Origin of the sequence: Roseibium sp. HPY-6, from assembly GCF_040530035.1 — a bacterium.
Classification (GTDB): domain Bacteria; phylum Pseudomonadota; class Alphaproteobacteria; order Rhizobiales; family Stappiaceae; genus Roseibium.
Genome location: NZ_JBEWCD010000002.1, coordinates 1,909,078 through 1,932,424 on the forward strand (window position 1 = coordinate 1,909,078; position 23,347 = coordinate 1,932,424).

A 23,347-nucleotide genomic window follows, 5' to 3' on the forward strand; every position below is an offset into this window, starting at 1 on the left:
CCCCATTGCCCCCGGCGCGCATTTCCCCTAAAAGACCCGGCAGAATTCCTAAGAATCCCGTCAGTTTTCGAAAGTGGAGAAGCGGAGCCCCATGGCGCGCCAGTTCATCTATCATATGCACGGCCTCTCCAAGGCCTATAACGACAAGAAAGTCCTCGACAACATTCACCTCTCCTTCTACCCGGACGCCAAGATTGGTATCCTGGGCCCGAACGGTGCCGGTAAGTCGACGCTTTTGAAGATCATGGCAGGCATCGACAAGGAATATTCCGGCGAAGCCTGGGCCGCCGAGGGCGCAAAGGTCGGCTACCTGCCGCAGGAGCCCCAGCTCGACAATTCCAAGACGGTCATGGAAAACGTCATGGAAGGCGTCGCGCACAAGCAGGCCAAGCTCGACCGCTACAACGAGCTGATGATGGATTATTCGGATGAAACCGCCGATGAAGCCGCATCGCTCCAGGACGAGATCGACGCCCAGGATCTGTGGAACCTGGAAAGCCAGGTCGAAATGGCGATGGAGGCGTTGCGCTGCCCGCCGTCCGACAATGGCGTTGAAAGCCTCTCAGGTGGTGAGCGCCGCCGTGTTGCGCTCTGCAAGCTGCTCCTGTCCGAACCGGATCTTCTTCTTCTCGACGAACCGACCAACCATCTGGACGCTGAAACCGTTCACTGGCTGGAACGGCACCTGCGCGAGTTCAAGGGCTCTGTTCTGATCATCACCCACGATCGCTACTTCCTGGACAACGTTACCGGCTGGATCCTGGAGCTCGATCGCGGACGTGGCATTCCCTACGAAGGCAACTACTCGGTCTATCTGGAAAAGAAGACCAAGCGCATGGAGCAGGAAGGCCGTGAAAACATGGCGCGCTCCAAGGCGATTTCCCGCGAGCGCGAATGGATGGGCATGTCGCCAAAGGGCCGCCAGACCAAGTCCAAGGCGCGTATCCGTGCCTACCAGGACCTTGTCGCCATGCAGGAAGAGCGTCAGCCGACCATCGAGCAGATCCTCATTCCGGTGGGCGAACGGCTCGGGGCGAACGTGATCGAGATCGACAAGGTCTCCAAGGGGTTTGGCGACCGTCTTCTGATCGAAGATCTTTCTTTCAAGCTACCGCGCGGCGGCATTGTCGGCGTGATCGGCCCGAACGGTGCCGGCAAGTCGACGCTCTTCAAGATGCTGACCGGCCAGGAAAATCCGGACAGCGGCGATGTCGTTATCGGCGACAGTGTCCAGCTCGGCTACGTCGACCAGTCACGCGACGCGCTCGACCCGAACAAGACGGTCTGGGAAGAGATCTCCGGCGGCGCCGAGGTGATTTATCTCGATGACAAGGAAATCAACTCTCGCGCCTACTGCTCGTCCTTCAACTTCAAGGGCCCGGCTCAACAGGCCAAGGTCGGAGACCTCTCCGGTGGTCAGCGAAACCGTGTGCATCTCGCCAAGGTCCTGAAGAAGGGCGCCAACGTTCTCCTGCTCGATGAGCCGACCAACGACCTCGACACCGAGACGCTGGCAGCTCTGGAAGATGCGCTGGAAAACTATGCCGGCTGCGCCGTGGTCATCAGCCACGATCGCATGTTCCTCGACCGTCTCGCGACGCACATGCTCGCTTTTGAAGGCGACAGCCACGTGGAGTGGTTCGAAGGCAACTTCGAGGATTATGAAAAAGACAAGGTCCGCCGCCTCGGCGCGCACGCCGCCGACCCGCGCCGGATCAAATACAAGCCGCTGACGCGCTGATAAAATTGCACAAAGAATGCTGAAAGGGCGGTCAAGGGCTGCCCTTTTTTCATTTATGCGTCTTGCATGACTTCATTTGAACGAATTGTCAGTTTGGGGCTTCTGGCGTGTGCATGCGCAAGCGCAGGCTCCTTACTGTCTCATGTCGGATGGCCCCTGGATCTGTTGGCGCAATTCCAAGCCCAGTTCGCCTTGTCAGGTCTCGTTTTGCTCGTGCTTTTGTGCGTGAAGCGGCGATGGGTACTTGCATTCTGTGCCTCTATTCTTTGCGCATTCTCCGTCTGGAAAATGGACGTAGGAAACGGGTCGCGGTTCGCTGAGGCGTCCACCTTCAATGGTGCCGGTCTCAAGCTGGTTGCCGCGAACCTTTTTGGCAGGGCCGACGCACTCGACCACCTGGTAGACGCGCACCGCCGCGAAGCATTCGATATTATGGTTTTGGCCGAGTTGCCGGTCCCGGCAGATGATGCTCTTCTCGCCAGGTTTCCGGATATGAACCACATCACCGGGACGCCACGACAAGCGCTCTTTGGTCGGCCGAGTGCAATCATCCTGGCCCGGTCAGCGCCGCGCGGTGCAGAGATCCTGCAGGTTGACCGCAACGCGTACGCAATCACAAAGGCGGAATACTGCTTTGAGAACCAGCCCTCTTGCTTGGGCATTTTTGCGATACATCCGCCTCCACCGATCAGCCCAACGCACTACGAGCGTCAGAAGGCGATCCTTGAAGCGGTCGCGCGCGAGCTGGAAGGGGAAGAAGGCGCGGTACTCGTTGCGGGCGATTTCAACGCCGTCTCCTGGTCGCCGCTCATGACGGTCTTTCAGGCGCAGGGAGGAGTCCGGAAAGTTGTTTGCGGTGGGCGCTGGAGCCCGACATGGCTCACTCCTGTTCCAGGTGTCGGCCTGGAGCTGGATCATATTTTCATCAAGGGCAGGGTTGAGCCAAGGGCATGCGACGTCGGCCCTTTTCTCGGATCAGATCATTGGCCGATAATCTCCACACTTGTAATTGGTAACTGAGGTTTGCTTTCAGCACCCAACAAAGAGGCACAGGCGTGAAGACGGGTAAGGACATGCAACATAAAGGCAGTCTCCATGCGCGCCGCCTTCTTCACGTCGTCATCCCGGACGACCAGAGGAAGATCCGGGATCGGAGAACCGGAAGTCCTTCAGTCGCACTGCGGAGCCGCGGCTCTCCGGTTCCGGCTTGCGCTGAGCTTGGCCGGAATGAAGAAGGTGGGCATTGAGCCCCGTACCCTGGAGAGCCTCATCCTGAGGAAGCGCAAAGCGCTGTCTCGAAGGATGGACCACTTGATCATACGGATGCAGTGAATTTGTTTCTATCGAGGTATTCCGGGGTTAGGTCGCTTTCGTTGCAGAAAGACGTCCGCGGATGGACGCGACAATGGACCTTGCTTAGTCGCGCTGACACTCGCGGTTCAGCCGAAAGCATTCAGAAGTTACGCAGAACTTTATAGTGATGATCGTCCAGCGCTGTTTCGGCGAAAGCGTTTGGGATGACGGCATTTTGGAGCGCCAAGCTTTTCAAGCACAAGGATCCGGAAATCGGTCTCAGGTCCGACTGCGAGCAGGCTCTGATTGTCTGTGTCGCGTCTTATTGCGGGGCGCAATCAGGACGATGTTCAAACTCTGTAACAGCACGTTACTTGAATGATACGTTTTGATACCAAAATCTTTTGGCAAAATCGATTGATAAGCACTAAATAAAAAATCCTTTCATGGCGTGAATGCGTCGGAGAGAATTGTATTCCTGGCGAATGATCTCGACGGGTACTTAGAATTATTTAGCTTTTACTGCCGGTGCTGTATTTGGCCTGGCCCTTGGAGCACATATCGGATCACCTTTTCAAGGTCACGGAAGGGTCTCCGAAGCGTCATGTGCGTGGGCACCTGTCATTTCCGATACGCCGGTTGAAAGAAGGGATAGAGCAATGCGATTGACGTCTCCCCGGTTCAACTGGAACATGCGGTTGCAGCAAACCGCAGAAAACGATCCACCGATGAAGCACGGTGACTTTGGGCTTTACGTCCGCCATGTGCAGCAGGCCCTGATCGACCTGAGCCATCCGCTGCCAAAATCCACGGCAAAACATGGTTCGCCAGATGGCGATTTTGGCAATGAGACCAAAAATGCCGTGATCGAGTTTCAACGCAAGCAGCGTGCAACAGACCCTGGCTTCAGTGTTGACGGCGTTGTCGGCGAGCAGACAATGGGTGTGTTTGACAGGTTGCTGCGCACGCCTGTGACACTGGCGCGAATTCCAAGGTCAGGCGATATCACGGACGAGAATTCGAACCTCGCTCAGTCGATCATAAATGTTTTGGGACATCCGCGCCTGATTGACGTGAATTTCATCGTGCAGGGAACGCATATCAATAAAACCAGTTTTGATGCAGTGCGTGACGCAATGAAAGCGGGTGACATTACTGCCGAACAGCACGTTTTGGGGGAAAATGTTTCTGCGGTCTACTTCGCGCGCGACGTACCGAACAAACATACGGGTGAAGTGTTGATAGGAGCAAACACATTTGTCATGCCTTTTTCGCGCATCACGACAGACAGTGAAAGGGCCATAGTGATTCACGAAGCGACCCATGCGTTTTGTGATATTCGCGCATTAGGCAGCGATCCGGCCGGCGCTCCATTCTCGCGGGACAAGTCTGAAACCATCGCGCACGTCGCGCAGGGCACTTTTCATCACATTCTGACAGGTGGACCTCAGGTGGATCCTCTGACATCCGACCCAACACTAGGTTTGAACCCGGTCTTTTTGCAGGCTGACGAAGTCGCAAAGCAATTGCTCGGCACAAAAGCGATCCAGACGCAGACGCTGAACGAATTGGCGAGACGTGTGCGTGCGAACAGGAACGCCCTGGGACACAACAATCTCACGAATTTCGATGGGATTATCTGAGTGTTCGCCTGATAGTGAGAAGGCCTGGGCCGCTGATCGAAACGTCTTCCGGCTCAAGCGTCAAGGGCTCAGGCAACACTCGTGCGCTCATGGAGCTCTTTGGATTTCTCCCTGAGCCAGAGATAGAGCGGCAGTCCCAATGACAGACCCACCAGCAGGATTGCCGGGATTGTCAGCCACCAGCCGTTCACGCCGTTCGCCCGTGCATCGCGCCACGACCAAACCCAGAAGACGGCGCAGGAAATCAGAAGATCCACGGCAATCCCCGCGGCTGGTTTCGTCGCAAACATGCGCATGACCAGAAGCGTCAGGTTGAGACCGTTTTCGGCAAAAAATGCGCCAAAGAAAATCCAGGGTATCAAAGTGCCGACAACGGCAAGCGTGAAGTAGAAGCTTTTCATATCGTGGTGCGTTCCTTTTGGGGCGCACGAGAGGTGCTTCAGGACACGCACAATCTCAATTCCCTTGCGGGGAATAGACTTTGTCTGGGTGGAAGCCGGTATCGGTCTCGTTTGTCTTTACGGCCGCATGGATTTAGGTCCATGGTGAAGTCCGGCCTCGGTGCGAGGCAGAGCGTAGTTCGAAATGACGAGAAAGTCCGGTCTTTGTCAGGTGGGATCGAATTTCAGCCGATGCTTCATTTGGTGTCTCGCACCATTTCCCGGATCCAGCGATATGACCCCGGTGCCCTGCGCGTGGTCAGGGGCATTCATCTGACAATTGCCGTAGTAATTGCTGCGTTGCTTGCGCACTGGCTCGGTGGTTTTGCGCACGGCGTGCCCGGGTTTTCACTGGCGGTCGTCTGCGCGGGCGCAGCGGGATTTGTCCTGTTGTTCACACCCATCTCGACCCGAAAACACGAAGCCAGGGACTTGTTTCTGTTGGCGCTTGTTTTGGCCGGTCTCACGGGTTTTGGCGCTGTGATCGGTGAGATCTCCGGGGCATCTGCATCCCGTGTCCTGCAAACGCTCTGGATCTGCGTGATTGCCATCGGCTTCGGTCTCGACGGGCTCGGCCCATTCTGGATGCGCGTCGGGCGCATGATCTCGATGGTCTGGCTCTTTGTCATTTTAACCAGTTCGCCTCACTCACCCGGTATCTGGCTGCCCGCCATGGCGTTGCTCGGGGTGGCAATTGCCATTGCCGTCCGCATAGGCCTCTGGCGTCCGTCTGCGGGCAAGACGTTCAAAAGAATCGAAACGTCGAACCGCAGGGCGATCGCCGAATATCTGCGCATGGCGGCCAGCGGAACGGCACAAGCGCGAGAGGTGACGCCGATCACGCTTCATGATTTGGCGCTCTTGCGCGCCGAACTCGAAATAGCGACCGATCTTGCGGAAAACGATGGGGAACTCAGGGGGCTTGCGCCGGAAACGGCCGCGATGATGCGTCTGGCGGCGGAGGTAGTCCGAAACGCAATGGCTGCACTCGGCCCGGATGTCCGCTCCAAACTTGTCTCCGATCCTGGCTATCAGGAAGACTTGCAGACTGTCTTGAACCGCGTCGAAACAGGAGTGGTGCCGGACCTTCAAAAACATCCCGACAAGCAATGGGCGCACCAGGCCAAGACCTTACCAAGGGAAGACGCGTTTCAAGTCCTGAGGATCGCGCAGGCCTTCGAGCGGCTGTGGCAGTTGTCCGATGCACATGCGCAGATCGAGAGGCGCCGGGACGACGATGTTGCGCCCTCCGGCAATGTGCAATTCTGGCGCCGGATATCGTGGCAACTGGCCGTTCAGGCAAGCGCTGCGACCACCGTCGGCTTCGCGATCGGCCACTATTTTCAGCTCTCCCACGCCTATTGGATTACCATCACCGTGATTGTTGTCTTGTGCAGCAGCCTTGGTGCCACCGTTCAAAAAACACTCCAAAGAATAGCTGGAACGATGGTGGGGTTTCTCGCCGCGCTCCTCCTGGAGCCGGTACTTGCAGACCTGCCGGACCTTCGCCTTTTACTGATTGTTGCGATGATGCCGCCGATCATCATCTTGTTTGAGCGCAACTATGGCATCGCTGTCGGCTTCATAAGTTTTATGGTTTTAATCGGGCTGGAGGCATTGACCGGGCTGCCGGTCTCCGACTTCTGGGCTCGTCTCTGCGATACGATGATCGGCGCTGGTGCGGGCCTGCTCGCGTCCCTGCTGCTTTTTCCAAGACGGAGCGGCGAGGGGGTCAAAGGCCTCGCCTTTGCCTACCTGGTCTCTTGCAGGAAGGTTTTGACGGATAGAAGCGATCCGACTTTGCAGACCGAAAAATCGAACTACACCGACCTTAAGAAAGCCGCAAGAAAGCTTATCGGAGCGGCACAGACCTATCGCGCAGAACAAATCCCCTGGGCATCCAGTACCAGAACAGGAGGGGATCTGGACGTCTTGGTAATCGTGCTTGCGGATTATGTGATCCTCTACCGGCAGGCGCGATCGGCTGTCACGAAAGAAGTCGCGGGACATCCCAACGAGACGGCGATTATGGAACTGCTCGGCCGGATGGAAAAACGTGTTCTCGATGAGTTCGACGCAGTGCTGGAACACAAGGCGCTCCCGGTAACCCATGGCCTGGCGGAAAAATGGCGAGCCTACATGCCGTCTCCCGACACAACAGACATCGACATAATGACCGACTGGGTGGCGACGCTCTACTACGCGCGGAAAGTCGTCCGGTGCCTGGAAGGGCTGCAGCAGGAACATGTATGGAGCGCACCGGCGGAACTTGAAGGCAAAACCGCCCTTGCCTGAGCATTGCCGAATTTTAATTCCCTGGCCTTGATGCAGCTGCAATTGGCAACACAGATTGTGTTTTATGTCACAATCTGAAGGGGAGCTATGTGCAAGGTTTGCATGTCAGCAAACGGGCACCCCGCCTGGCCCGTAGGAGGAACACAAAAATGAATTATATGAGAATTCCGCGCGGACTGGCCATCGGCGCAGGCCTCTTGGCCGCGATGGCGACAGGGTCTGCAAGCGCGCAGACCGCTCAGCCGGTGAATGCCGACCCGACACCGCCACCCACCTACGACTTCGTTCAACAAGCAGGCGAAATGGCCTATGACGGCACTTCGATGACACTGTCCGGCACCAATTCCGGTGTGCTCTATTTCAGTGACAGGCCTTACCGCATCGGCGGTCAGATATCGAACGAAGACTTTGCCGATTACTGGAACTCAGACGACGGCTTCAAAGGGAATCCACCCAACGCAGTGGTGTCCATTTTGAGCGAAACGGGCAAGGCACCAGCCCTCGTCGAGCTGACGTCCGCGAAGAGCGAAGGCTCATCGATGGTTTACGGGGTCACGGTTTTGCGCGGCGAACTTCCCGAAAGTGCCAACGGTGTTGCTCTCTTCATAGACAGAAGCGCGCGGCAACCGCATCATCACCATGGCAGGACAACGGCCACGGCACCCGGATCGGTTGGTTTTGAACCTTACGGTCCCTATTGTTATCACGCGCCTCAGGATCCGCGCTGCCGGGCCTGGCACCACCCCTATCATCCGTACTACCCGCCGTATCATCCTTACTATCCGCCATATGGACCCTATGGGCCGTACTATCATCCGGGGGCATATGCAGCCGGCGTGGCGACAGGTGCGGCGATCGCAAACGCTGCCAATCAGCCGACCTACTATTATTATCCGCTCCCGACCGGACCCCTGCCGCCCAACTGCTGGATCAATTCCCAGCACACCCGGATGGTGTGTTCAGTCAAGCTTCAGTGACTGTCAAGAATGCGACCGGGCCGGCGTTCACACCGCTGGTCCGGTCAGTTCACGAAGCCGGTCATCAAGCTGCCACTTCCGGCAAAATGGGCTGGGATATCAAGTTGTTTGATGCGTAAATCAAATTGATTTGCTGGCGTTGAAGCCAGCTTCCGGTTAGAGACCCTGTTCAGGACGGACAGGAGTTTCAAATGACCGATCAGCTCACCTTGTTGCCTGACGAGATCCAAACCATAGCTGGGTTCAAGGTGTCCGGAAACGTTGAAGGCGTTTTCCGGACTGTATCCACGGACGATTTCCAGACAACAGCCGTCGAAAGTCTTGAGCTGACTTTTGAGGGAATTCCTGGTGACCGGCATGCTGGCTTCACGCGCAAATCAGGGGGACGGGAACCCTGGTATCCGCGCGGAACGGAAATGTGCAATGAAAGACAGGTCTCCATTCTTTCGGTTGATGAACTTGCCCTGATCGCCGACAGAATGGGCCTTGCGACGCTGAAGTCGGAGTGGATTGGCGGTAATATCTTGCTCTCTGCGATCCCGAACCTGACCCGCCTGCCTCCGCGCACCCGCCTTGTTTTCGATGGCGGTTTGGTTATTCGCATTGATGGAGAGAACATACCCTGCAGGGTCGCCGGCGAAGCTATTGCAAGCCACAATCCGGAACATGACGGATTGGACCTTCTGTTTCCGAGAGTCGCGAGAGGATTGCGCGGGGTGGTGGGTTACATAGAAAAGCCCGGTATGGTCAGGCCGGGCGAAACCGCAACGGCTCATGTTTCAGAGCAATGGATCTACCCGCGGACGAAGAGTTATACCAAGCACAAGAAATAAGAACCGATCTGACCGTGTTTGAAGGTTGTTCGGCAAGAAGCAGGTTGCAGGGCGATATTGATTATCATCCAAAATCTGCGACGCGGCAGAACAGCCTTCAAACGTGGCCTTCGGTGGCCTGTTCCGGCTCCCCGGACGGCGTTGCCTTGTTTGAACGGCCAACCAGGCCGTCCAGCACAAAGCGCCTTGCCGGCAAACCGGAACAGCGCCATCAGATAGGTTCTTATTTCTTGTGCGTGGTATTAGTCTGGCTGCAATCTGCAAAAATTTTCCGGAGACCGAAATGCTTCCTATCCATCACATGATCGGCAGTGCGCCGCAGCCGGTTGCCCCGTTTTCCCATGCTGTGGAAACAGACGGCTGGATATTTATCACCGGTCAGATGCCAACCAATCCGGATAATCCGGAAGCCCCTTTGCCGGACGGTGTCGCAGCGCAAACGCAGCGTGTCATGGAAAACCTGAAGCTGGTTCTTGCAGGTGTCGATCTGAGCCTGGAGAACGTTGTTTTTGCACGGGTTTATCTGACCGAGTTCAAGCGCGATTATCACGCGATGAACGAAACGTACCGGTCGTATTTCCCGCCCGACAAACTTCCGGGCCGCACATGCGTGGGCGTGACGGGACTTGCCGTCGATGCGCTCGTTGAGATTGACCTGGTTGCCAGACGGCCTTGAGAGACGAACTAGGGCGTCTCGTCAGCGTCCGTAACGGGTTTGTTGCAACCCCAGTCCTGAAGAACATCGTTCATGGCATCCAGAACGAAGAAACGCGCCGAATCCCGGTCATAGCCCTCATCCAGCAGCGTGTCGTAGTCCGTCAATTCGTGCCGTACATGGCTGGTTGTTGCCTGCCACAGCGCAATAGAGGGGGGCAGATGACGCAAATGTCCGGCGAGCGCACCGGCAAGAATGGCTTCCGCGTCGCGCATGGGCACGCGCGGCAGAAGAAGGCGCAGGGCTTTGCGCATCTCTTTTTGCCGTTTCGTTCCTGCGGTCATGCGGGCACTCCGGGAGCAGGACCAGACGCTCTGGAAAACCGATGGGTCAGGCGCTGGAAAGCCGCAACTGCTCCATGCCGTCTGTGCAAGACAGAGGCAGCCCGGCAATGGTCCCGCTTGATGCGGCGCTTTCGGCGATTTCGCTGAACGCCATGGGCGGCGCGAAGTGGTAACCCTGCACCAGATTGCAGCGAAGCGCTTTTAATAGATCAAGCTGGGTCCTGTCCTCCACGCCCTCGACAACGCAGAGCATTTCCATCGAGCGGCACAGATTGACAATCGAGGTAATAACGCCGCTGGCGACAGGTTCGTGAATGCTCGCGACGAAGCTGCGATCCACCTTGACGCAATCAATCGGCAGGCGGTGGAGATATCCGAGGCTTGAATAGCCGGTGCCGAAATCGTCGAGAGCCAGCTTCACGCCAGCGCTGCGCAACGTCTTGAGGCACGCTTCCGCAGCTTCATAGCTCCCGATGACCGACGTCTCGGTGATTTCGAACGTGATCAGCTTTGGATTGACCTTGTGATGTTCAATCGCTTCGAGGAGTGCATTTACCGTCTGTGAAGAGGTGATGTCCTGCGCGGACAGATTGAAAGACAAGCTCAGGTCACCCGGCAACTCTTTTATCTGCCTGATGGCTTTGCCAAAAAGCGACAAGGTCAGGCGGTTGATCTGGCCCGTACGTTCTGCCACAGCAATGAACCTGTCCGGAGCAACTCTATCCAGCACCGGGCTGTCCCACCTTGCCAGGGCCTCGAAGCCCACAACAATCTTGTCGGGCAGCGATACGACAGGCTGAAAATAGACCTGGAACTCCGCATCAAGATCCGCATTCTGCAAGGCGTTTTCGATGGCGCGCTCCGAACGGATCCGCGCTTCATGTTCTTCCGAGTAAACCGTTGTTTGCCCGCGCGATGTTGTCTTGGAATTGTAGAGAGCATAATCGGAGCGATCGAACAGAGCGTGCGCTGTCGTGCCGGCCTCCGGATAAAAGGCGATACCACAGGAAGCCCCAACGGCGAGGTTCATTTCTCCAACGCGGTAGGGTTCGCTGATCATGTCGCAGATCGACTGGCCGGTCTGCGCAGCTTTTTCCAGATCGCCCAGGTAAAGGAAGCCGAATTCGTCCCCGCCCAGCCGGCAGATTTCGATATCCGCAAGGTTGAGCTCCTTGAACCTCTGGCCGACTGCCATAAGAAGCTGGTCGCCGACCTTGTGGCCGTAGGTGTCATTCACCGGCTTGAACCGGTCAAGGTCGATGACGCCGACCGCGAATTTGCCGTCCTGCGTTTCCCGGCTTTTTATAAGGCTCGCGACACGGTTGAAGAAGTAACGCCTGTTGGGAAGCTCGGTGAGTGCGTCTGTCTGGGCCAGCCGTTCATTTTCCGCATTCAAAAGCTCTGTTTCACGCTGTTTGGCGGCCAGATCCGCTTGTGATTTTACCAGTTTGCAAAAGCCGGTATAGCCGCTGATCAGAACCTGCAAGACAACAAGACAGACCAGGAAGATGTTCATTGCAATGGCAAAATAGACGTCCTGATCCTGCCTCACATAATGGATGAGGTAGGGCACGGTCACGATGAACATCACCATGAGCGCCGCCTGCGGCAGGTTCATAAGGCAGAAAATGCAGCCGATGACGGTGATTGCAATGAAGAGCGCGATGTGTCCGCGTTCGACGGGGCCTCCGTAACCATCAAGGCTCAGCGACCACGAAATATAGATGACCGCAACAACACTGCCGAGCAGAACGGTCTGGCGCATTTTTCGGATCGCCTCATTCGGACCGAGCGTGATCTTGCTGGCGCGAAGCCAGGCAATCATGCGCACCGTCGTCAGGATGAGCATCGGGATGAGGACGCCAACGGTTAGGTAGACCGGAGCCACGTCGTAATGCGTGTAGGCCACAGCAATGGCGTTCACCATCAACAGCGCGTAAAGCGACGGAATCTGAGTTCTCAGCTCATTGTACTGGGCTTGGGCAATTTCGGGATGACGCGGGTCGATCATCATCCACCTTAGGAAAGCCCTGATCTTGTCCATCACTCCCTCCAAATTTATTTGTTTCTAAAGGGAAGAAGCTAAAAGAAGAGTTAGAACGCCGACTTTTAGTCTCTGAATCAACTCAATTTGTTAGCCTGATTGTATTTCGGGAAAATAGAAAATACGAGTTGAAATCTGCACGGGACCCGTTTTCAGCGCTGAATTGCTTGGCAGAAGGACCTGAAATGTCCCCGCGGATAAACGAAATACCGCATTCAGCGGCGGACTGGCGCTTTTGGTGCCAGCGCTTCACAAAGGCGGCGCCAGCGCCAGCGCGTTGAAAATCAGGTATTATTTTCCTGACCCCGTCGCGGCAATAAGAAAAGAGAACCATTTTTTTATAAAGAAGCACGCCTATATACACCGCAATGGCTGATCGTACGCGAACCCGTCTGTTGAATGCTTTGAAATCCGCCGGTCCGCAAACTGCGGGTGAACTGGCTGAGGACCTCGGTGTCACCTCAGTCGCCATAAGGCAGCATCTTGACGGCTTGAACCAGGAAGATCTTGTTGGTTTTGAAGACGTGAAGGGTTCGGTTGGCCGCCCGAAGCGGGTTTGGCAGCTCACATCGAAAGGGCATCAGCAGTTTCCCGACAATCATGCGAACCTGATACTGGGTTTGCTTGGCGGCGTAACAGACCTTTATGGTGAAGACGGCCTGGAAAACCTGATTGCGCACAGGGAAGCAAAGGCCAGCCAGTCCTACAGCGCTGCCATGAGTGATGTTTCCGACTTGAAGGACAAGGTCGAGATTCTGGCAGATCTGAGAAGCCACGAAGGCTACATGGCGGAGGCGATCAGCGACCGGGACGGTTTTCTTCTTATTGAAAATCACTGTTCGATCTGCGCAGCTGCGACGGCCTGCCAGGGTTTTTGCCGTTCCGAGCTCAGCTTGTTCAAAACAGTGCTCGGGCCCGAGGTGACCGTTGAGCGTGTCGAACATCTTTTGTCGGGGGATCGCCGCTGTATGTACAGAATCACACCTCAAGATAGCGCCGAACACTCTGAATGAGATTTCTCTAACCGCAACTCCGGGAGTTTGAAGTGTGGCATTTGCCAGGCCATTGCTTGCCGGGCTGATCGACAGATATTTTCGCCCGTTCGAAACACACCTGAAGCCGCTCGACCTGCCCGTGACACGCTTGCCGGACCAGGGGCCGCTCAGGCTCGTATGGCATTTTGCCAAGATGTTTCGCCGGCAGCTTCTGATCGTGAGTGCGCTGGCGATGATCTCATCGGTGCTGGGGCTGGCCGGAATCTGGGCAATCGCCTATGTCGTTGACGGCGTCACGGAACAAGGTGCATCGCAGTTTTTGACGGACCACGGCTGGGCGTTGCTCGGTTTCTTCGGTCTGTTCGTTATCCTGGATCCGCTGGTCTTTCTTTTGCGCCAGACCTTTGCTTTTCAAACGGTCCGCATTCTTCTGCCGGCGGCAATGCGCTGGCAGGCCCACAAGGCTGTTGAAGCGCAGGATCTTGCTTTTTTCGAAGACACGTTTGCCGGGCAGGTTGCCTCGCGCATTGCGCAGGTGACAATGTCCGTCCATCGCCAGATGATGCTCGCAATCGAGCGGATCCCTTTTCTTGTGATTCAGTTTGGCGGATCGCTTTTGTTGCTCGTGGCACTGTCATGGCCACTGGCTTTGCCGGTTTTTGTCTGGATTGTCGCCAACACGCTGGTCGCCTGGCTCGCTGTTCCAACGTACATGAAGCGGTCTGCAAAGGTCGCGGCGGCGAACTCCCGCGCCACGGGAGCAATGACCGACGTCTATTCCAATATAGCGATGGTCAAGCTCTTTGCGGCGGAAGATTCAGAGGCAGGCGCCATCCGCAAGGTCATCGGGGAAACGATCGACACGCGCCATAGTGAAAACAGGGCTTACATACTAACGGACAGCAGCGTCTATTTCCTCAATGTGCTGATGATCCTGTCCGTCGTGGTGATCGGATTCTGGGGCATGACGGGCGGCTGGGTCACGATCGGCGACTTTGTTGCCGGCCTGACGGTTACGCGTGCACTGTCGGCGGCATCCTCCAGCTTTATTGGTGTCGGCCAGTCGATCACGAGCACGCTGGGAACGATCAAGGACGCAATGCCGATCATGACCAGCCAGCCTGAGATTAAGGACCGGCCGGGCGCGGTTGCGCTGAGGGTCGAAGACGGCAGGATCGGATTTGACAATGTCTCCTTTGCCTATCGCAAGGACCGCAAGGCGGTGTTGGACGCCTTCAGCTTGTCGATCGAGCCGGGCGAACGGGTTGGCCTCGTAGGGCTTTCTGGCGCGGGCAAATCCACCGTCATTTCGTTGCTCATGCGGCTACGCGATGTTTCAGGAGGCAGTATCAGGATCGACGGACAGGACGTCAGAGACGTCACGCAAACATCACTCCGCAGCCAGATAGGCGTCGTGACGCAGGACATTTCGCTTCTGAACCGGTCTATCAGAGACAACATTCGCTACGGCAAGCCTGACGCGAGCGACGAGGAAATCCGCGCGGCTGCACAAGCTTCCGAGGCGCTTGACTTCATTAGCGAGCAAAAGGACAGCAAGGGGCGCGAGGGACTTGATGCGCATGTCGGTGATCGGGGCGTTAAGCTTTCGGGCGGCCAACGGCAACGCATCACCATTGCCCGGGTGCTTTTGAAAAACGCACCCATTCTGATCCTCGACGAGGCGACGTCCGCACTCGACAGCGAAGCTGAAATCGCAATCCAGCAGAACCTTGCTACAGTCATGGAAGGCCGGACCACCCTCGCGGTCGCCCATCGTCTGTCGACAATTGCGGCAATGGACCGGCTGGTTGTCATGGACAAGGGGATGATTGTTGAGGAAGGCACCCATCGCGACTTGTTGGCCCGCGGCGGGCTTTATGCCGCGCTGTGGGAGCGGCAGTCGGGCGGTTTCCTCGCGCTCAGCGCAGCTGAATAGCAAGTATTCAGGCAGCATCGAAAGGCCGAAGGGACATTAATTACGTTTCAAAACAACACTCAGATGCCACTGTTCCAGCGCGTAGGCCGTTGTTTTTTCGCGGTAAAGCTCCTCGAATTGCCTGAAAAATTCGTCTTCCAGCCACTTTGTATCCTTGCCGGCGCCCAAAGTGGGTTCGAAAAGCTGCTTGCGCAGAGAGCTCGCTGCAAAGGCTCTCGTATATCCCGCATATTGCCGGGCATATTCCGCCGGATCGTCGAGATGACCTGCAAAGAGATCTCCGCCGCCATCGACGGGCAAAACGGCAATGATATCGATCTCGTAGGCGTCCTGAAGGTCCGGGTTGGTCTCAAACGGCCGGCGCGCCTCTGCCTCGGTCATGAACCACAGTCCGAAAACGAAGCTTTCCGCTCGTTTCCTATCCAGCAAACCTTCATCCACCATGGACTTGGTGACTATCTGCAAAGCGCGGTAAACGCCGCGGCCAGAAGCTGCAGTGTCGTTGATTTCACCCGCTTCAGGCACCGCTCCAAGCGTTGAGACAAAAAGGTATCCGCCGGAGCGAATTTCTTGTGCCCGCATTTGAAGAAACCTTGTCCAGTCCGCTTCGGCTGCCCGCCACATTTCGCGTCGTGCCTCGCCCGTCAGATCCGCGAACCAGACGGTGTCCGGCGCGTCATAGGGCCTGGATACGCTTAGCCAGTGGCTGGCAAAAAAACAGGTGGCGAGAGAGACGGAATTGTCATCCAGCATGCGGTCATAAAACGATCCAACGGCAGTCTCTATTCGAGGCGGTGGATCGCCCCCCAATAAGCCGGTTTCACTATTGATAAGCGCCATGAGCGCGTCCCAGTCGTTGCCGGGTTGATCCGCGAAACAGATTGATATCGGCTTTGCCACATCTACTGCCTGCCAGGTTGTCAGTGCTGGCCGGGCAGTTTCGATGGTGCTTTGCCCGGGGCCACAGCCGAAATCGGTGAAATTGAGGGGAGCCGGCAAGTGCGAGACACGGCCTGCAAGGTCAGCGATGCGTTCATGATTGCCCATCGCGTGCTGCTTCTGCACGAGCGAATTTGCATTGTAGTCGACCATGCCTTCCGTAGAACGGCCTGCCGTGTCGTTTTCAGCCATGGTTTCCTCGTTCGGTGCGTCGGGTCAGCGGCGCTTTATTTCACCAGATTTGCGCGTTTTGGCAATGCGTTGAAAGGCCAAATTGATACGCGTCATAATTGAGCGCCACATAACAGAGTATACTTGCCAGGCGAGGGGCAGGGTACGGAAGCGACATACGTTTCCGGTATAAGTGGGGAGTCCTTCGATGGATTTACGGCACAATGGATCCGCAATCGAAGACAGCGCCGCGCTGGCTGAAAGACAATCAGGCAGCGTTGCCAGTGAGCTAGAAGCACTTTTCAGGGACGTGATGGCTTTGCGGACACACGTCTTACGCGATGCATCGAAACTTCTCGCCGGTTTTGGTCCTGGGGAACACCAGCCGGAAATTATCAATTTGGCTCACTATATCAGCCTGCGCCGGCACGATATCAGATCTCTTCAACGCCGATTGATGTGTCACGGTCTGTCGTCCATGGGCCGATTGGAGAGCCGCGTGATGCCGACTTTCGACGCGGTGCTCGCGGCGCTTTCCGCTATGACAGGGCAGGCGCAGGATGCGTCTTTTGAGACCGATGCAGACTTCTTCAGCGGTCAAGATCATCTTGATCGGGTGACCGCAGAACTGTTCGGTCCAAAGCCGGTGAACCGCAGAAGCCGAATCATGGTGACATTACCAAGTGAAGCTGCAGAAGACAGCAGGCTCTTGCGCCGGCTCGTTCGAAAGGGCATGAACGTCGCCCGGATAAACTGTGCACACGACAATCCCTTCGTCTGGCGCAAGATGGCCGAGCAGGTGAGCGCGGCAGCCAGGAAGGAAAACAAAGACGTCAGGATCCTGATGGACATTGCCGGTCCCAAGATCCGAATTGAATCCGTCTTCAGCGTCAAGAAAGTTCCCAAGCTGGTTCCAGGAGACCGTTTTCGCCTTGTATTATCGTCGAAGCTTGGCGCACACCCGGAAATCATGGTCAGCGCAAGCGTGTCGTTGCCGCAAATGGTGGAGCGGCTGACTGTTGGCGACAGGGTTCTGTACGACGACAGCAAATTGGAAGGCGCCGTAAAGAGCGTCTCAAATGGCGAAGCCATTGTTGAGGTAAACCGGTCAAAGGCCGGCGGCGCAAAAATCAAACCCAACAAGGGGATCAATCTTCCCGACACCTCACTCGGCATTTCACCACTGACCAACAAGGACAAGGGTGATCTGAAAACAGTCGTCGCCCTGGCCGACATGATTGGCTACTCCTTCGTGAGCGGACCGGATGATATCGACCTCCTGGAAGACACGTTGCAGGCCATGAAGCTGAGCGACAAGCCACTTGGTATCGTCGCCAAGATCGAGCGTCCCGAGGCAGTGGAAAATCTGCCGGCTCTGATCGCCCGTGCGAGCGTTCGCAGACCGCTGGCCATCATGATCGCAAGAGGGGATCTTGCTTCGGAGATCGGCTTTGAACGACTTGCCGAAATGCAGGAAGAAATCCTCTGGATCTGCGAAGCCGCCAGCACGCCGGTGATCTGGGCCACTCAGGTTCTGGAAAGCCTTGTGAAATTCGGCAGTCCGTCCCGAGGCGATATGACCGACGCGGCTATGGCTGCGCGGGCCGAATGTGTGATGCTGAACAAGGGGCCTGCGGTTGACGAGGCAGTTGAACTGCTCGACAGGCTTGCGATGCGAATGGAAGGTCATATGACAAAGAAAACGCCGACCCTCCGCGCCTTGCGTTCGTGGTGAGGAATGGTCCGTCACGCGGATCGTTGATTAGGTTCAGCATGCTGTTGATTTTCCAAAACGCGGCTGACAATACTCACGCATGGACAAGCGAGAACGCGCAGTATTGTTTCGTGAACGGCTTTCCGACGCGATCCGCAGCCGGGATATGAACCGCAGTGATCTGGCGCGCGGCGCCAATCTTGATCGGTCGACCGTCTCACAGCTCTTGTCGGAAGATGCCCCGCGCCTGCCAAACGGTCAGGCGCTCGCGTCGATTTCAACAGCGCTGGGCGTGTCTGCCGACTGGTTGCTTGGTTTGTCGACACATCGCGGCGCAGCCGCGGAAATCCTCGATCAGGCCGTGCAGGTCGCCGAAACCGACCGCCATCCTGTCGATGAACATCTCCTGGCATGGTTCCGCGACGCCGTTGGCGCGAAGATCCGCCATGTACCGGCCAATCTGCCAGATGTCCTGAAGACAGACGCTATTCTGTCCTACGAGTATGCGGGTGAAACCCTGCGCACGGCGGACCAGGCCATCACAGGAACGAGGGACCAGCAAGCGCTGCTGCACCGCGCCGAAACCGACATGGAAATTTCATTGTCCCGGGAAGCTCTGGAAGCCTTCGCGCGCGGCGAGGGACTCTGGTCCGGGCTGTCCGCGGAAGTGCGGCGTGAGCAGCTTCTGGTCATGGGCCAAAGCCTTTCTGATCTGTATCCATCGCTCAGATTACATCTGTTTGGCGCAACCGATCGCTATTCGTCTCCGTTTACGGTTTTCGGCCAGAAATGGGCCGCGCTGTATCTCGGTCAACGGTATCTCGCCTTTTCGAATACGCGTCACGTTCAGCTCTTTGCGGGGCACTTCGATGATCTCGTCCGCCATGCGGTGGTCCGCTCGCATGAGGCCGGCGAGTTTGTCGCCGGACTTGCCGAGAGTATCTGAACCAGGCCTTTTTCTCATTTGACGGCAGACCGGTATACCGGCGTCTTCGGTTGCGCGATTGGCGAGGCTGAGGGTGCAAATGCAGTTCAAGCGCACCGTTCGCGCAGACGGTCATAGTGTGATTTTCGACAATGCAAGACCTTGAAAACCGCCTTACAAATGCGCAGGTGCATTGCCGTCATTCGCATCTACTGGTCGATTTTTCTTGACAAGTGAAAACTTTTGTATACATATGTAGACGTATCGATACAAACGAAGACGATTGGTGAGGCGCATGCCCAAGAGTATTCCGATCAGTGTCAGGTTAAGTGACGACGACGTGGCATTCCTGGCTGGCTACGAGGTTCAGGGCGCCAGGACGCCGAGCGACAAAATGCGGGAAATCCTGAAGGCCGCACGTGAGCGCGAGGAGGGCGTTCAGGATGTTGCAGCCTGCGAAGACCTGCTACGCTCCATGGCGCGCCCAGCCGAGAAAGGGTTGCGGCAGTTGCAGCGGGAAGTCGGGCACAGGTCCGACTTTGTCATGAAGCTGTATGAGCGTTTGCCTGAAATGCTGTCAGAGCTGATTGCTTCAGCACCGGGGCCGGAAAATGACCAAGAGGACCTTGTTCGGTTTGAAGCGGCGCTCTCCGCTGAACTGTTTTCGCTTATTGAAGAAATATTCGATCTCGGACTGACCACACCAAGCCGGACCTATGACCCGGAGCTGATGAACAAGAGACTGGCGCCGATCCTGGAAGTAGCGCGACTGCTCGATCAAAAGCGTCAGAGCAGGGACGATTGAAGAATAGCCACAATGGCTGGATGACGAAGTGAAATTGAAGGCTGTGGCGCAAAAGAACTTGCTCGTGCCTCGGTTCGTTTGGACTAGACAAATTTATTGAATTTCAAAAGTAGAACGGAAAGGAAGGAAAGATGGCAGAAGGTCTCGTTGCACGCGTAAAGCGTCTGGTTTCCGGCGGTGTGAACCAGTTGGTGGACTCCATTGAAAACACTTCCCCCGAAACGGTCATGGCCGAAGCGACCCGGGAAGTGGACCGGGCCGTGGATCAGGTACGTGATGAATTGGCAGGCGTCCTGGCGAACAAGCATCTGGCCAATACACGGCTGGGGGAAACAACGTCGCGCCACGAAGAACTGCAGGGCCAGATAGCCCTTGCCGTGAAAGAAGGCCGTGACGATCTCGCCGAAGCTGCCATTGCGCGCCAGCTGGATCTGGAAGTACAGATCCCAGTGCTCGAAGCAGCTGTCGCCGATGCAAGCCGCGAAGAGAAAGAACTTGAGGGCTACATAAGTGCGCTTCAGGCACGCAAGCGCGAGATGGAAGCGGAACTCGAGAACTTTCGCCGCGCCCAGCAGCAGAGCTCAACTGACAGCGCTGGTTTTGGGGCTGCCGCACCGAAAGACAGCGTCGAAGGTAAAACCCGCAAGGCGGAAGAGGCGTTCGATCGCGTCATGAAGGGGGCCACAGGTCTCCCGGGCGGTCTGGCAACAGACAAAGCCGATGTGACCAAATTGGCTGAGCTGGAAGATCTGGCGCGCAAGAACAGGGTGTCCGAACGCCTTGCAGCATTGAAGGCATCGGCGAAAGACGGCTGATCATGGTCGACTTTATCCTAGCCGGGCCGAACACGCCGTTCGCGGTCGCTCTTGGATTGATGATCGCAATTGCGCTAGCAGAAGGCGTCGGCACGCTGATGGGACTTGGTCTGTCGAGCATGATCGACAGCCTGCTTCCCGAGGTGGATCTGCCTGATGCGGATCTGCCGGATATGGATGCACCGGACTTCGATGCGGAAATATCCGGCGGAGCGCTTCCCGGCGATCTGGAAACGGTTGCCGCCGGCACTGAGGTTACCGGGCCGGCCGGGCAGGGCATATTCAGTCAGATCCTTGGCTGGTTGTGCTTCGGGCGGGTGCCGGCGCTAATCATTCTGGTGATCTTTCTCACCGGATTTGGTTTGGCCGGATATGTCCTGCAAAGCCTGGTGCAATCGGTCACCGGATTTCTCTTGCCGGGCATTCTCGCCTCTGCCGGGGCGTTTGCGGGCGCTCTCCCCTTTACCAGGGTTACAGCGCTCGGACTGTCCAAGGTGATGCCAAAAGACGAAAGCGATGCTGTGTCGCGGCAGACTTTCGTTGGCAAGCCTGCGGTGATCGTTCAAGGACACGCGAAGTCAGGCTTGCCAGCTCAGGCACGTCTGAAGGACGCCTCCGGCCAGAACCATTATCTGCTCGTCGAGCCGGATGTTGACGGCGAAGAGTTGGAGCAGGGAACGGACATCATCGTTGTCCGGCAAAAAGGGCCGCATTTTACCGCGATCCGCAATACGAATGCGACATTGACCGGCGCCGGCGACTGAGCCTGGTGCCGGGCTCAAAAATTTCATCAAAGAAAAAGGGAGTTGTTAGTTATGGACCAACTCATAAGCATTTTAATTCTGGTCGGCATTGCCTTTGTAGCACTGCTTGCCATCGGTTTGATCATTTCACGTCTCTACCGCCGATCCTCAAAAGAAGTTTCTTTCGTACGGACCGGTTTCGGCGGTCAGCGCGTTATCATGAATGGCGGTACCTTGGTGCTGCCCGTCTTGCACGACGTTATTCCGGTCAACATGAACACGCTGCGCCTTGAAGTGCGCCGTTCCAACGATCAGGCGCTGATCACGAGAGACCGCATGCGTGTCGACGTGCTGGCCGAGTTCTATGTGCGCGTGCAGCCGACGATTGAATCGATTGCCAACGCAGCGCAGACCCTTGGCCAGCGGACGATGAAACCGGAAGCCTTGCGCGAACTGGTTGAAGGTAAGTTTGTCGACGCGCTGCGCGCGGTTGCCGCTGAGATGGCGATGGAAGAGCTGCACGAGCAGCGCGTGAACTTCGTGCAAAAGGTGCAGGCTGCTGTTTCGGAAGACATTCTGAAAAACGGTCTTGAACTGGAATCCGTCTCGCTGACCGGTCTCGACCAGACCAACCGCGAGTACTTCAATCCGGAAAACGCCTTTGACGCCGAGGGTCTCACCAAGCTCACGCAGGAGATTGAGGAGCGCCGCAAGAAGCGCAACGACATCGAGCAGGAAACCGAAGTTCTGATCCAGCGCAAGAACCTGGAAGCAGAGCAGGAGCGCCTGCAGATCACCCGCGAGGAAGAATTCGCAAAGCTGGAGCAGCAGCGCGAGATCGAGATCCGCCGGGCAGAGCAATCCTCGCTGATTGCCAAGCAGCAGGCAGAGCGTGAGCGTGAGGCCGAAGAGGCCAAGATCCTGGCAAGCCAGAAGGTCAAGGAAAAGGACATTGAATCCAATCAGGCGGTCACCGAGCGTCAGATCGCCATGGACCAGCAGGTGCGTGAGCGGGAGATCTCAAAGGAGCGCACCGTCGAGGCGGCGAATGTCGACAAGCAGAAGCTGATCGAACTCGCCGAGCAGGATCGCGACATCGCCGTTGCCGCCAAGTCGCGCGAAAAGTCCGAGGCGGAGGCCGAGGCCGATGAGGCGCGGGCAATCGCCGCGCGCGCCGCCGAGCAGGTCACCACAGCCCGCGAGACCGAGGTTGCCGAGCGTGACAAGCAGATCGAATTGATCGAAGCGCGCAAGGCGGCTGAAATGGACGCTGTCGCCGTGACCGTTGGCGCTGAAGCGCAGAAGCAGGCGGCTGCCGACCACGCAGAAGCTGTCCGGATCGCGGCTGAAGCCGAGGCTGCAAAGCTTCGTATTGAGGCACAGGGCTCTGCAGAAGCCGACAAGCTGCGCGCGGAAGCCGAGAAGGCGCTGTATGAAGTGGAGGCCGCAGGCCAGCGTGCGATCAACGAGGCTGCGAACCTTCTGTCACCGGACCAGATCGCGATGCAGGTCCGTGTCAAGCTTCTGGAGCAGTTGCCTCAGATCATTGCTGAAAGCGTTAAGCCGATGGAGCAGATCGACGGCATCAAGATCATCCAGGTCGATGGCATGACCGGTGGCGTCGGTGGGGCTGCAAATGGCGCTGGACCGAACGGTTCCGGAGGTGGAAACCTCGCCGACCAGATGGTCTCATCCGCTCTGAAGTACCGTTCGCAGGCACCGCTTCTGGACGCGATGATGAAGGAAGTCGGTCTGGACGGATCAGGACTTTCGGGGCTGACCGCCGGTATTGGCGAAGCGCCTGCTGCTGCTCCCGAAGCGGAGAAGCAGGACACTCCGTCGAATGGCGTTGATGCGGAAGCGATTGCAGCTCCCGAGACACCCGCCATCGAGCCTGTCCAGGACGACGTGCCCAAAGCGTAGGTTGACCAGACAGTCTGAGCTGATGGACCGGCGGAGCGATCCGCCGGTCCACTTCATTTAGGAGCATTTGGTTTGCAGGCTGAATTGCAATTGACTAGGCAAAAGGTCGAACGGCA

The 23,347-nt window shown here is 56.8% G+C and carries 19 protein-coding genes; 15 read left to right on the forward strand and 4 right to left on the reverse strand.

The genetic code is table 11. From position 1 onward, the window contains the following. Nucleotides 1–91: 91 nt before the first annotated feature. The 3 genes from ettA to ABVF61_RS20080 all read left to right on the forward strand — a co-directional run bounded on the left by ettA (nucleotide 92) and on the right by ABVF61_RS20080 (nucleotide 4,677). The gene (gene ettA, locus ABVF61_RS20070) at nucleotides 92–1,741 is read left to right on the forward strand and encodes an energy-dependent translational throttle protein EttA (protein ID WP_353995303.1); all 1,650 of its coding nucleotides are present in this window, start codon (nucleotides 92–94) and stop codon (nucleotides 1,739–1,741) included. A 288-nt stretch (nucleotides 1,742–2,029) separates the two neighbouring features. After that, nucleotides 2,030–2,761, forward strand: coding sequence for an endonuclease/exonuclease/phosphatase family protein (locus tag ABVF61_RS20075; RefSeq protein WP_353995304.1), 732 nt, complete (start codon nucleotides 2,030–2,032; stop codon nucleotides 2,759–2,761). A gap of 932 nt (nucleotides 2,762–3,693) precedes the next feature. Beyond that, nucleotides 3,694–4,677: a peptidoglycan-binding domain-containing protein gene (locus ABVF61_RS20080; RefSeq protein ID WP_353995305.1), complete on the forward strand. Its 984-nt coding sequence runs from the start codon at nucleotides 3,694–3,696 to the stop codon at nucleotides 4,675–4,677. Nucleotides 4,678–4,745: 68 nt separating this feature from the next. On the opposite strand, the gene ABVF61_RS20085 is transcribed toward ABVF61_RS20080, so the two are convergent. Continuing rightward, on the reverse strand, nucleotides 4,746–5,078 hold the full coding sequence (locus tag ABVF61_RS20085; RefSeq protein ID WP_353995306.1) for a DUF2834 domain-containing protein: 333 nt from the start codon (nucleotides 5,076–5,078) through the stop codon (nucleotides 4,746–4,748). A 141-nt stretch (nucleotides 5,079–5,219) separates the two neighbouring features. Between ABVF61_RS20085 and ABVF61_RS20090 the strand changes: the two genes are divergently transcribed. The 4 genes from ABVF61_RS20090 (at nucleotide 5,220) to ABVF61_RS20105 (ending at nucleotide 9,898) form a co-directional block, all read left to right on the forward strand. Then, entirely contained in the window at nucleotides 5,220–7,412 is a 2,193-nt protein-coding gene (locus ABVF61_RS20090; RefSeq protein WP_353995307.1) for an FUSC family protein, read from the forward strand. Nucleotides 7,413–7,561: 149 nt separating this feature from the next. Next, nucleotides 7,562–8,389 carry a hypothetical protein gene (locus ABVF61_RS20095; protein ID WP_353995308.1) on the forward strand — a complete coding sequence of 276 codons (828 nt, stop codon included), beginning with the start codon at nucleotides 7,562–7,564 and terminating at the stop codon, nucleotides 8,387–8,389. 191 nt (nucleotides 8,390–8,580) lie between these two features. Further along, nucleotides 8,581–9,222, forward strand: a complete 642-nt coding sequence (locus ABVF61_RS20100; RefSeq protein WP_353995309.1) for an MOSC domain-containing protein — start codon at nucleotides 8,581–8,583, stop codon at nucleotides 9,220–9,222. 283 nt (nucleotides 9,223–9,505) lie between these two features. Next, the gene (locus ABVF61_RS20105; RefSeq protein WP_353995310.1) at nucleotides 9,506–9,898 is read left to right on the forward strand and encodes a RidA family protein; all 393 of its coding nucleotides are present in this window, start codon (nucleotides 9,506–9,508) and stop codon (nucleotides 9,896–9,898) included. Nucleotides 9,899–9,906: 8 nt separating this feature from the next. On the opposite strand, the gene ABVF61_RS20110 is transcribed toward ABVF61_RS20105, so the two are convergent. Next, nucleotides 9,907–10,221: a DUF2293 domain-containing protein gene (locus tag ABVF61_RS20110; RefSeq protein WP_353995311.1), complete on the reverse strand. Its 315-nt coding sequence runs from the start codon at nucleotides 10,219–10,221 to the stop codon at nucleotides 9,907–9,909. A 46-nt stretch (nucleotides 10,222–10,267) separates the two neighbouring features. Continuing rightward, the gene (locus ABVF61_RS20115) at nucleotides 10,268–12,265 is read right to left on the reverse strand and encodes a putative bifunctional diguanylate cyclase/phosphodiesterase (RefSeq protein WP_353995312.1); all 1,998 of its coding nucleotides are present in this window, start codon (nucleotides 12,263–12,265) and stop codon (nucleotides 10,268–10,270) included. 368 nt (nucleotides 12,266–12,633) lie between these two features. On the opposite strand from ABVF61_RS20115, the gene ABVF61_RS20120 reads away from it, so the two are divergent. Together ABVF61_RS20120 and ABVF61_RS20125 are read left to right on the forward strand one after the other, a co-directional pair. Next, nucleotides 12,634–13,278 carry a helix-turn-helix transcriptional regulator gene (locus ABVF61_RS20120; protein ID WP_353995313.1) on the forward strand — a complete coding sequence of 215 codons (645 nt, stop codon included), beginning with the start codon at nucleotides 12,634–12,636 and terminating at the stop codon, nucleotides 13,276–13,278. A gap of 34 nt (nucleotides 13,279–13,312) precedes the next feature. Next, nucleotides 13,313–15,196 (forward strand): ABC transporter ATP-binding protein, encoded by a 1,884-nt coding sequence (locus ABVF61_RS20125; protein WP_353995314.1) that lies wholly within the window; start codon nucleotides 13,313–13,315, stop codon nucleotides 15,194–15,196. Between the two features lie 36 nt (nucleotides 15,197–15,232). On the opposite strand, the gene ABVF61_RS20130 is transcribed toward ABVF61_RS20125, so the two are convergent. Next, nucleotides 15,233–16,327 (reverse strand): class I SAM-dependent methyltransferase, encoded by a 1,095-nt coding sequence (locus ABVF61_RS20130; protein WP_353995315.1) that lies wholly within the window; start codon nucleotides 16,325–16,327, stop codon nucleotides 15,233–15,235. Between the two features lie 187 nt (nucleotides 16,328–16,514). Between ABVF61_RS20130 and ABVF61_RS20135 the strand changes: the two genes are divergently transcribed. From ABVF61_RS20135 to ABVF61_RS20160, 6 genes are all read left to right on the forward strand, one after another. Then, on the forward strand, nucleotides 16,515–18,041 hold the full coding sequence (locus tag ABVF61_RS20135; protein ID WP_353995316.1) for a pyruvate kinase: 1,527 nt from the start codon (nucleotides 16,515–16,517) through the stop codon (nucleotides 18,039–18,041). Between the two features lie 79 nt (nucleotides 18,042–18,120). Further along, the gene (locus ABVF61_RS20140) at nucleotides 18,121–18,966 is read left to right on the forward strand and encodes a helix-turn-helix domain-containing protein (RefSeq protein WP_353995317.1); all 846 of its coding nucleotides are present in this window, start codon (nucleotides 18,121–18,123) and stop codon (nucleotides 18,964–18,966) included. A gap of 274 nt (nucleotides 18,967–19,240) precedes the next feature. After that, a complete protein-coding gene (locus tag ABVF61_RS20145) occupies nucleotides 19,241–19,750 on the forward strand; it encodes a hypothetical protein (protein WP_353995318.1) in 510 nt (169 codons plus the stop codon). A gap of 131 nt (nucleotides 19,751–19,881) precedes the next feature. After that, on the forward strand, nucleotides 19,882–20,565 hold the full coding sequence (locus tag ABVF61_RS20150) for a PspA/IM30 family protein (protein ID WP_353995319.1): 684 nt from the start codon (nucleotides 19,882–19,884) through the stop codon (nucleotides 20,563–20,565). A 2-nt stretch (nucleotides 20,566–20,567) separates the two neighbouring features. Next, nucleotides 20,568–21,329, forward strand: a complete 762-nt coding sequence (locus ABVF61_RS20155) for a YqiJ family protein (RefSeq protein ID WP_353995320.1) — start codon at nucleotides 20,568–20,570, stop codon at nucleotides 21,327–21,329. Nucleotides 21,330–21,380: 51 nt separating this feature from the next. Further along, the gene (locus ABVF61_RS20160; RefSeq protein WP_353995321.1) at nucleotides 21,381–23,231 is read left to right on the forward strand and encodes a flotillin family protein; all 1,851 of its coding nucleotides are present in this window, start codon (nucleotides 21,381–21,383) and stop codon (nucleotides 23,229–23,231) included. The last annotated feature ends 116 nt before the right edge of the window (nucleotides 23,232–23,347 follow it).

What these genes read in the sequence shown, in the direction of transcription:
- ABVF61_RS20135 (WP_353995316.1), top strand. Translation starts at nt 16,515, where the DNA reads ATGGATTTACGGCACAATGGATCCGCAATCGAAGACAGCGCCGCGCTG.
- ABVF61_RS20075 (WP_353995304.1), top strand. Translation starts at nt 2,030, where the DNA reads ATGGACGTAGGAAACGGGTCGCGGTTCGCTGAGGCGTCCACCTTCAAT.
- ABVF61_RS20145 (WP_353995318.1), top strand. Translation starts at nt 19,241, where the DNA reads ATGCCCAAGAGTATTCCGATCAGTGTCAGGTTAAGTGACGACGACGTG.
- ettA (WP_353995303.1), top strand. Translation starts at nt 92, where the DNA reads ATGGCGCGCCAGTTCATCTATCATATGCACGGCCTCTCCAAGGCCTAT.
- ABVF61_RS20085 (WP_353995306.1), bottom strand. Translation starts at nt 5,078, where the DNA reads ATGAAAAGCTTCTACTTCACGCTTGCCGTTGTCGGCACTTTGATACCC.
- ABVF61_RS20100 (WP_353995309.1), top strand. Translation starts at nt 8,581, where the DNA reads ATGACCGATCAGCTCACCTTGTTGCCTGACGAGATCCAAACCATAGCT.
- ABVF61_RS20150 (WP_353995319.1), top strand. Translation starts at nt 19,882, where the DNA reads ATGGCAGAAGGTCTCGTTGCACGCGTAAAGCGTCTGGTTTCCGGCGGT.
- ABVF61_RS20105 (WP_353995310.1), top strand. Translation starts at nt 9,506, where the DNA reads ATGCTTCCTATCCATCACATGATCGGCAGTGCGCCGCAGCCGGTTGCC.
- ABVF61_RS20080 (WP_353995305.1), top strand. Translation starts at nt 3,694, where the DNA reads ATGCGATTGACGTCTCCCCGGTTCAACTGGAACATGCGGTTGCAGCAA.
- ABVF61_RS20140 (WP_353995317.1), top strand. Translation starts at nt 18,121, where the DNA reads ATGGACAAGCGAGAACGCGCAGTATTGTTTCGTGAACGGCTTTCCGAC.
- ABVF61_RS20110 (WP_353995311.1), bottom strand. Translation starts at nt 10,221, where the DNA reads ATGACCGCAGGAACGAAACGGCAAAAAGAGATGCGCAAAGCCCTGCGC.
- ABVF61_RS20120 (WP_353995313.1), top strand. Translation starts at nt 12,634, where the DNA reads ATGGCTGATCGTACGCGAACCCGTCTGTTGAATGCTTTGAAATCCGCC.
- ABVF61_RS20130 (WP_353995315.1), bottom strand. Translation starts at nt 16,327, where the DNA reads ATGGCTGAAAACGACACGGCAGGCCGTTCTACGGAAGGCATGGTCGAC.
- ABVF61_RS20155 (WP_353995320.1), top strand. Translation starts at nt 20,568, where the DNA reads ATGGTCGACTTTATCCTAGCCGGGCCGAACACGCCGTTCGCGGTCGCT.
- ABVF61_RS20095 (WP_353995308.1), top strand. Translation starts at nt 7,562, where the DNA reads ATGAATTATATGAGAATTCCGCGCGGACTGGCCATCGGCGCAGGCCTC.
- ABVF61_RS20115 (WP_353995312.1), bottom strand. Translation starts at nt 12,265, where the DNA reads ATGGACAAGATCAGGGCTTTCCTAAGGTGGATGATGATCGACCCGCGT.
- ABVF61_RS20090 (WP_353995307.1), top strand. Translation starts at nt 5,220, where the DNA reads ATGGTGAAGTCCGGCCTCGGTGCGAGGCAGAGCGTAGTTCGAAATGAC.
- ABVF61_RS20160 (WP_353995321.1), top strand. Translation starts at nt 21,381, where the DNA reads ATGGACCAACTCATAAGCATTTTAATTCTGGTCGGCATTGCCTTTGTA.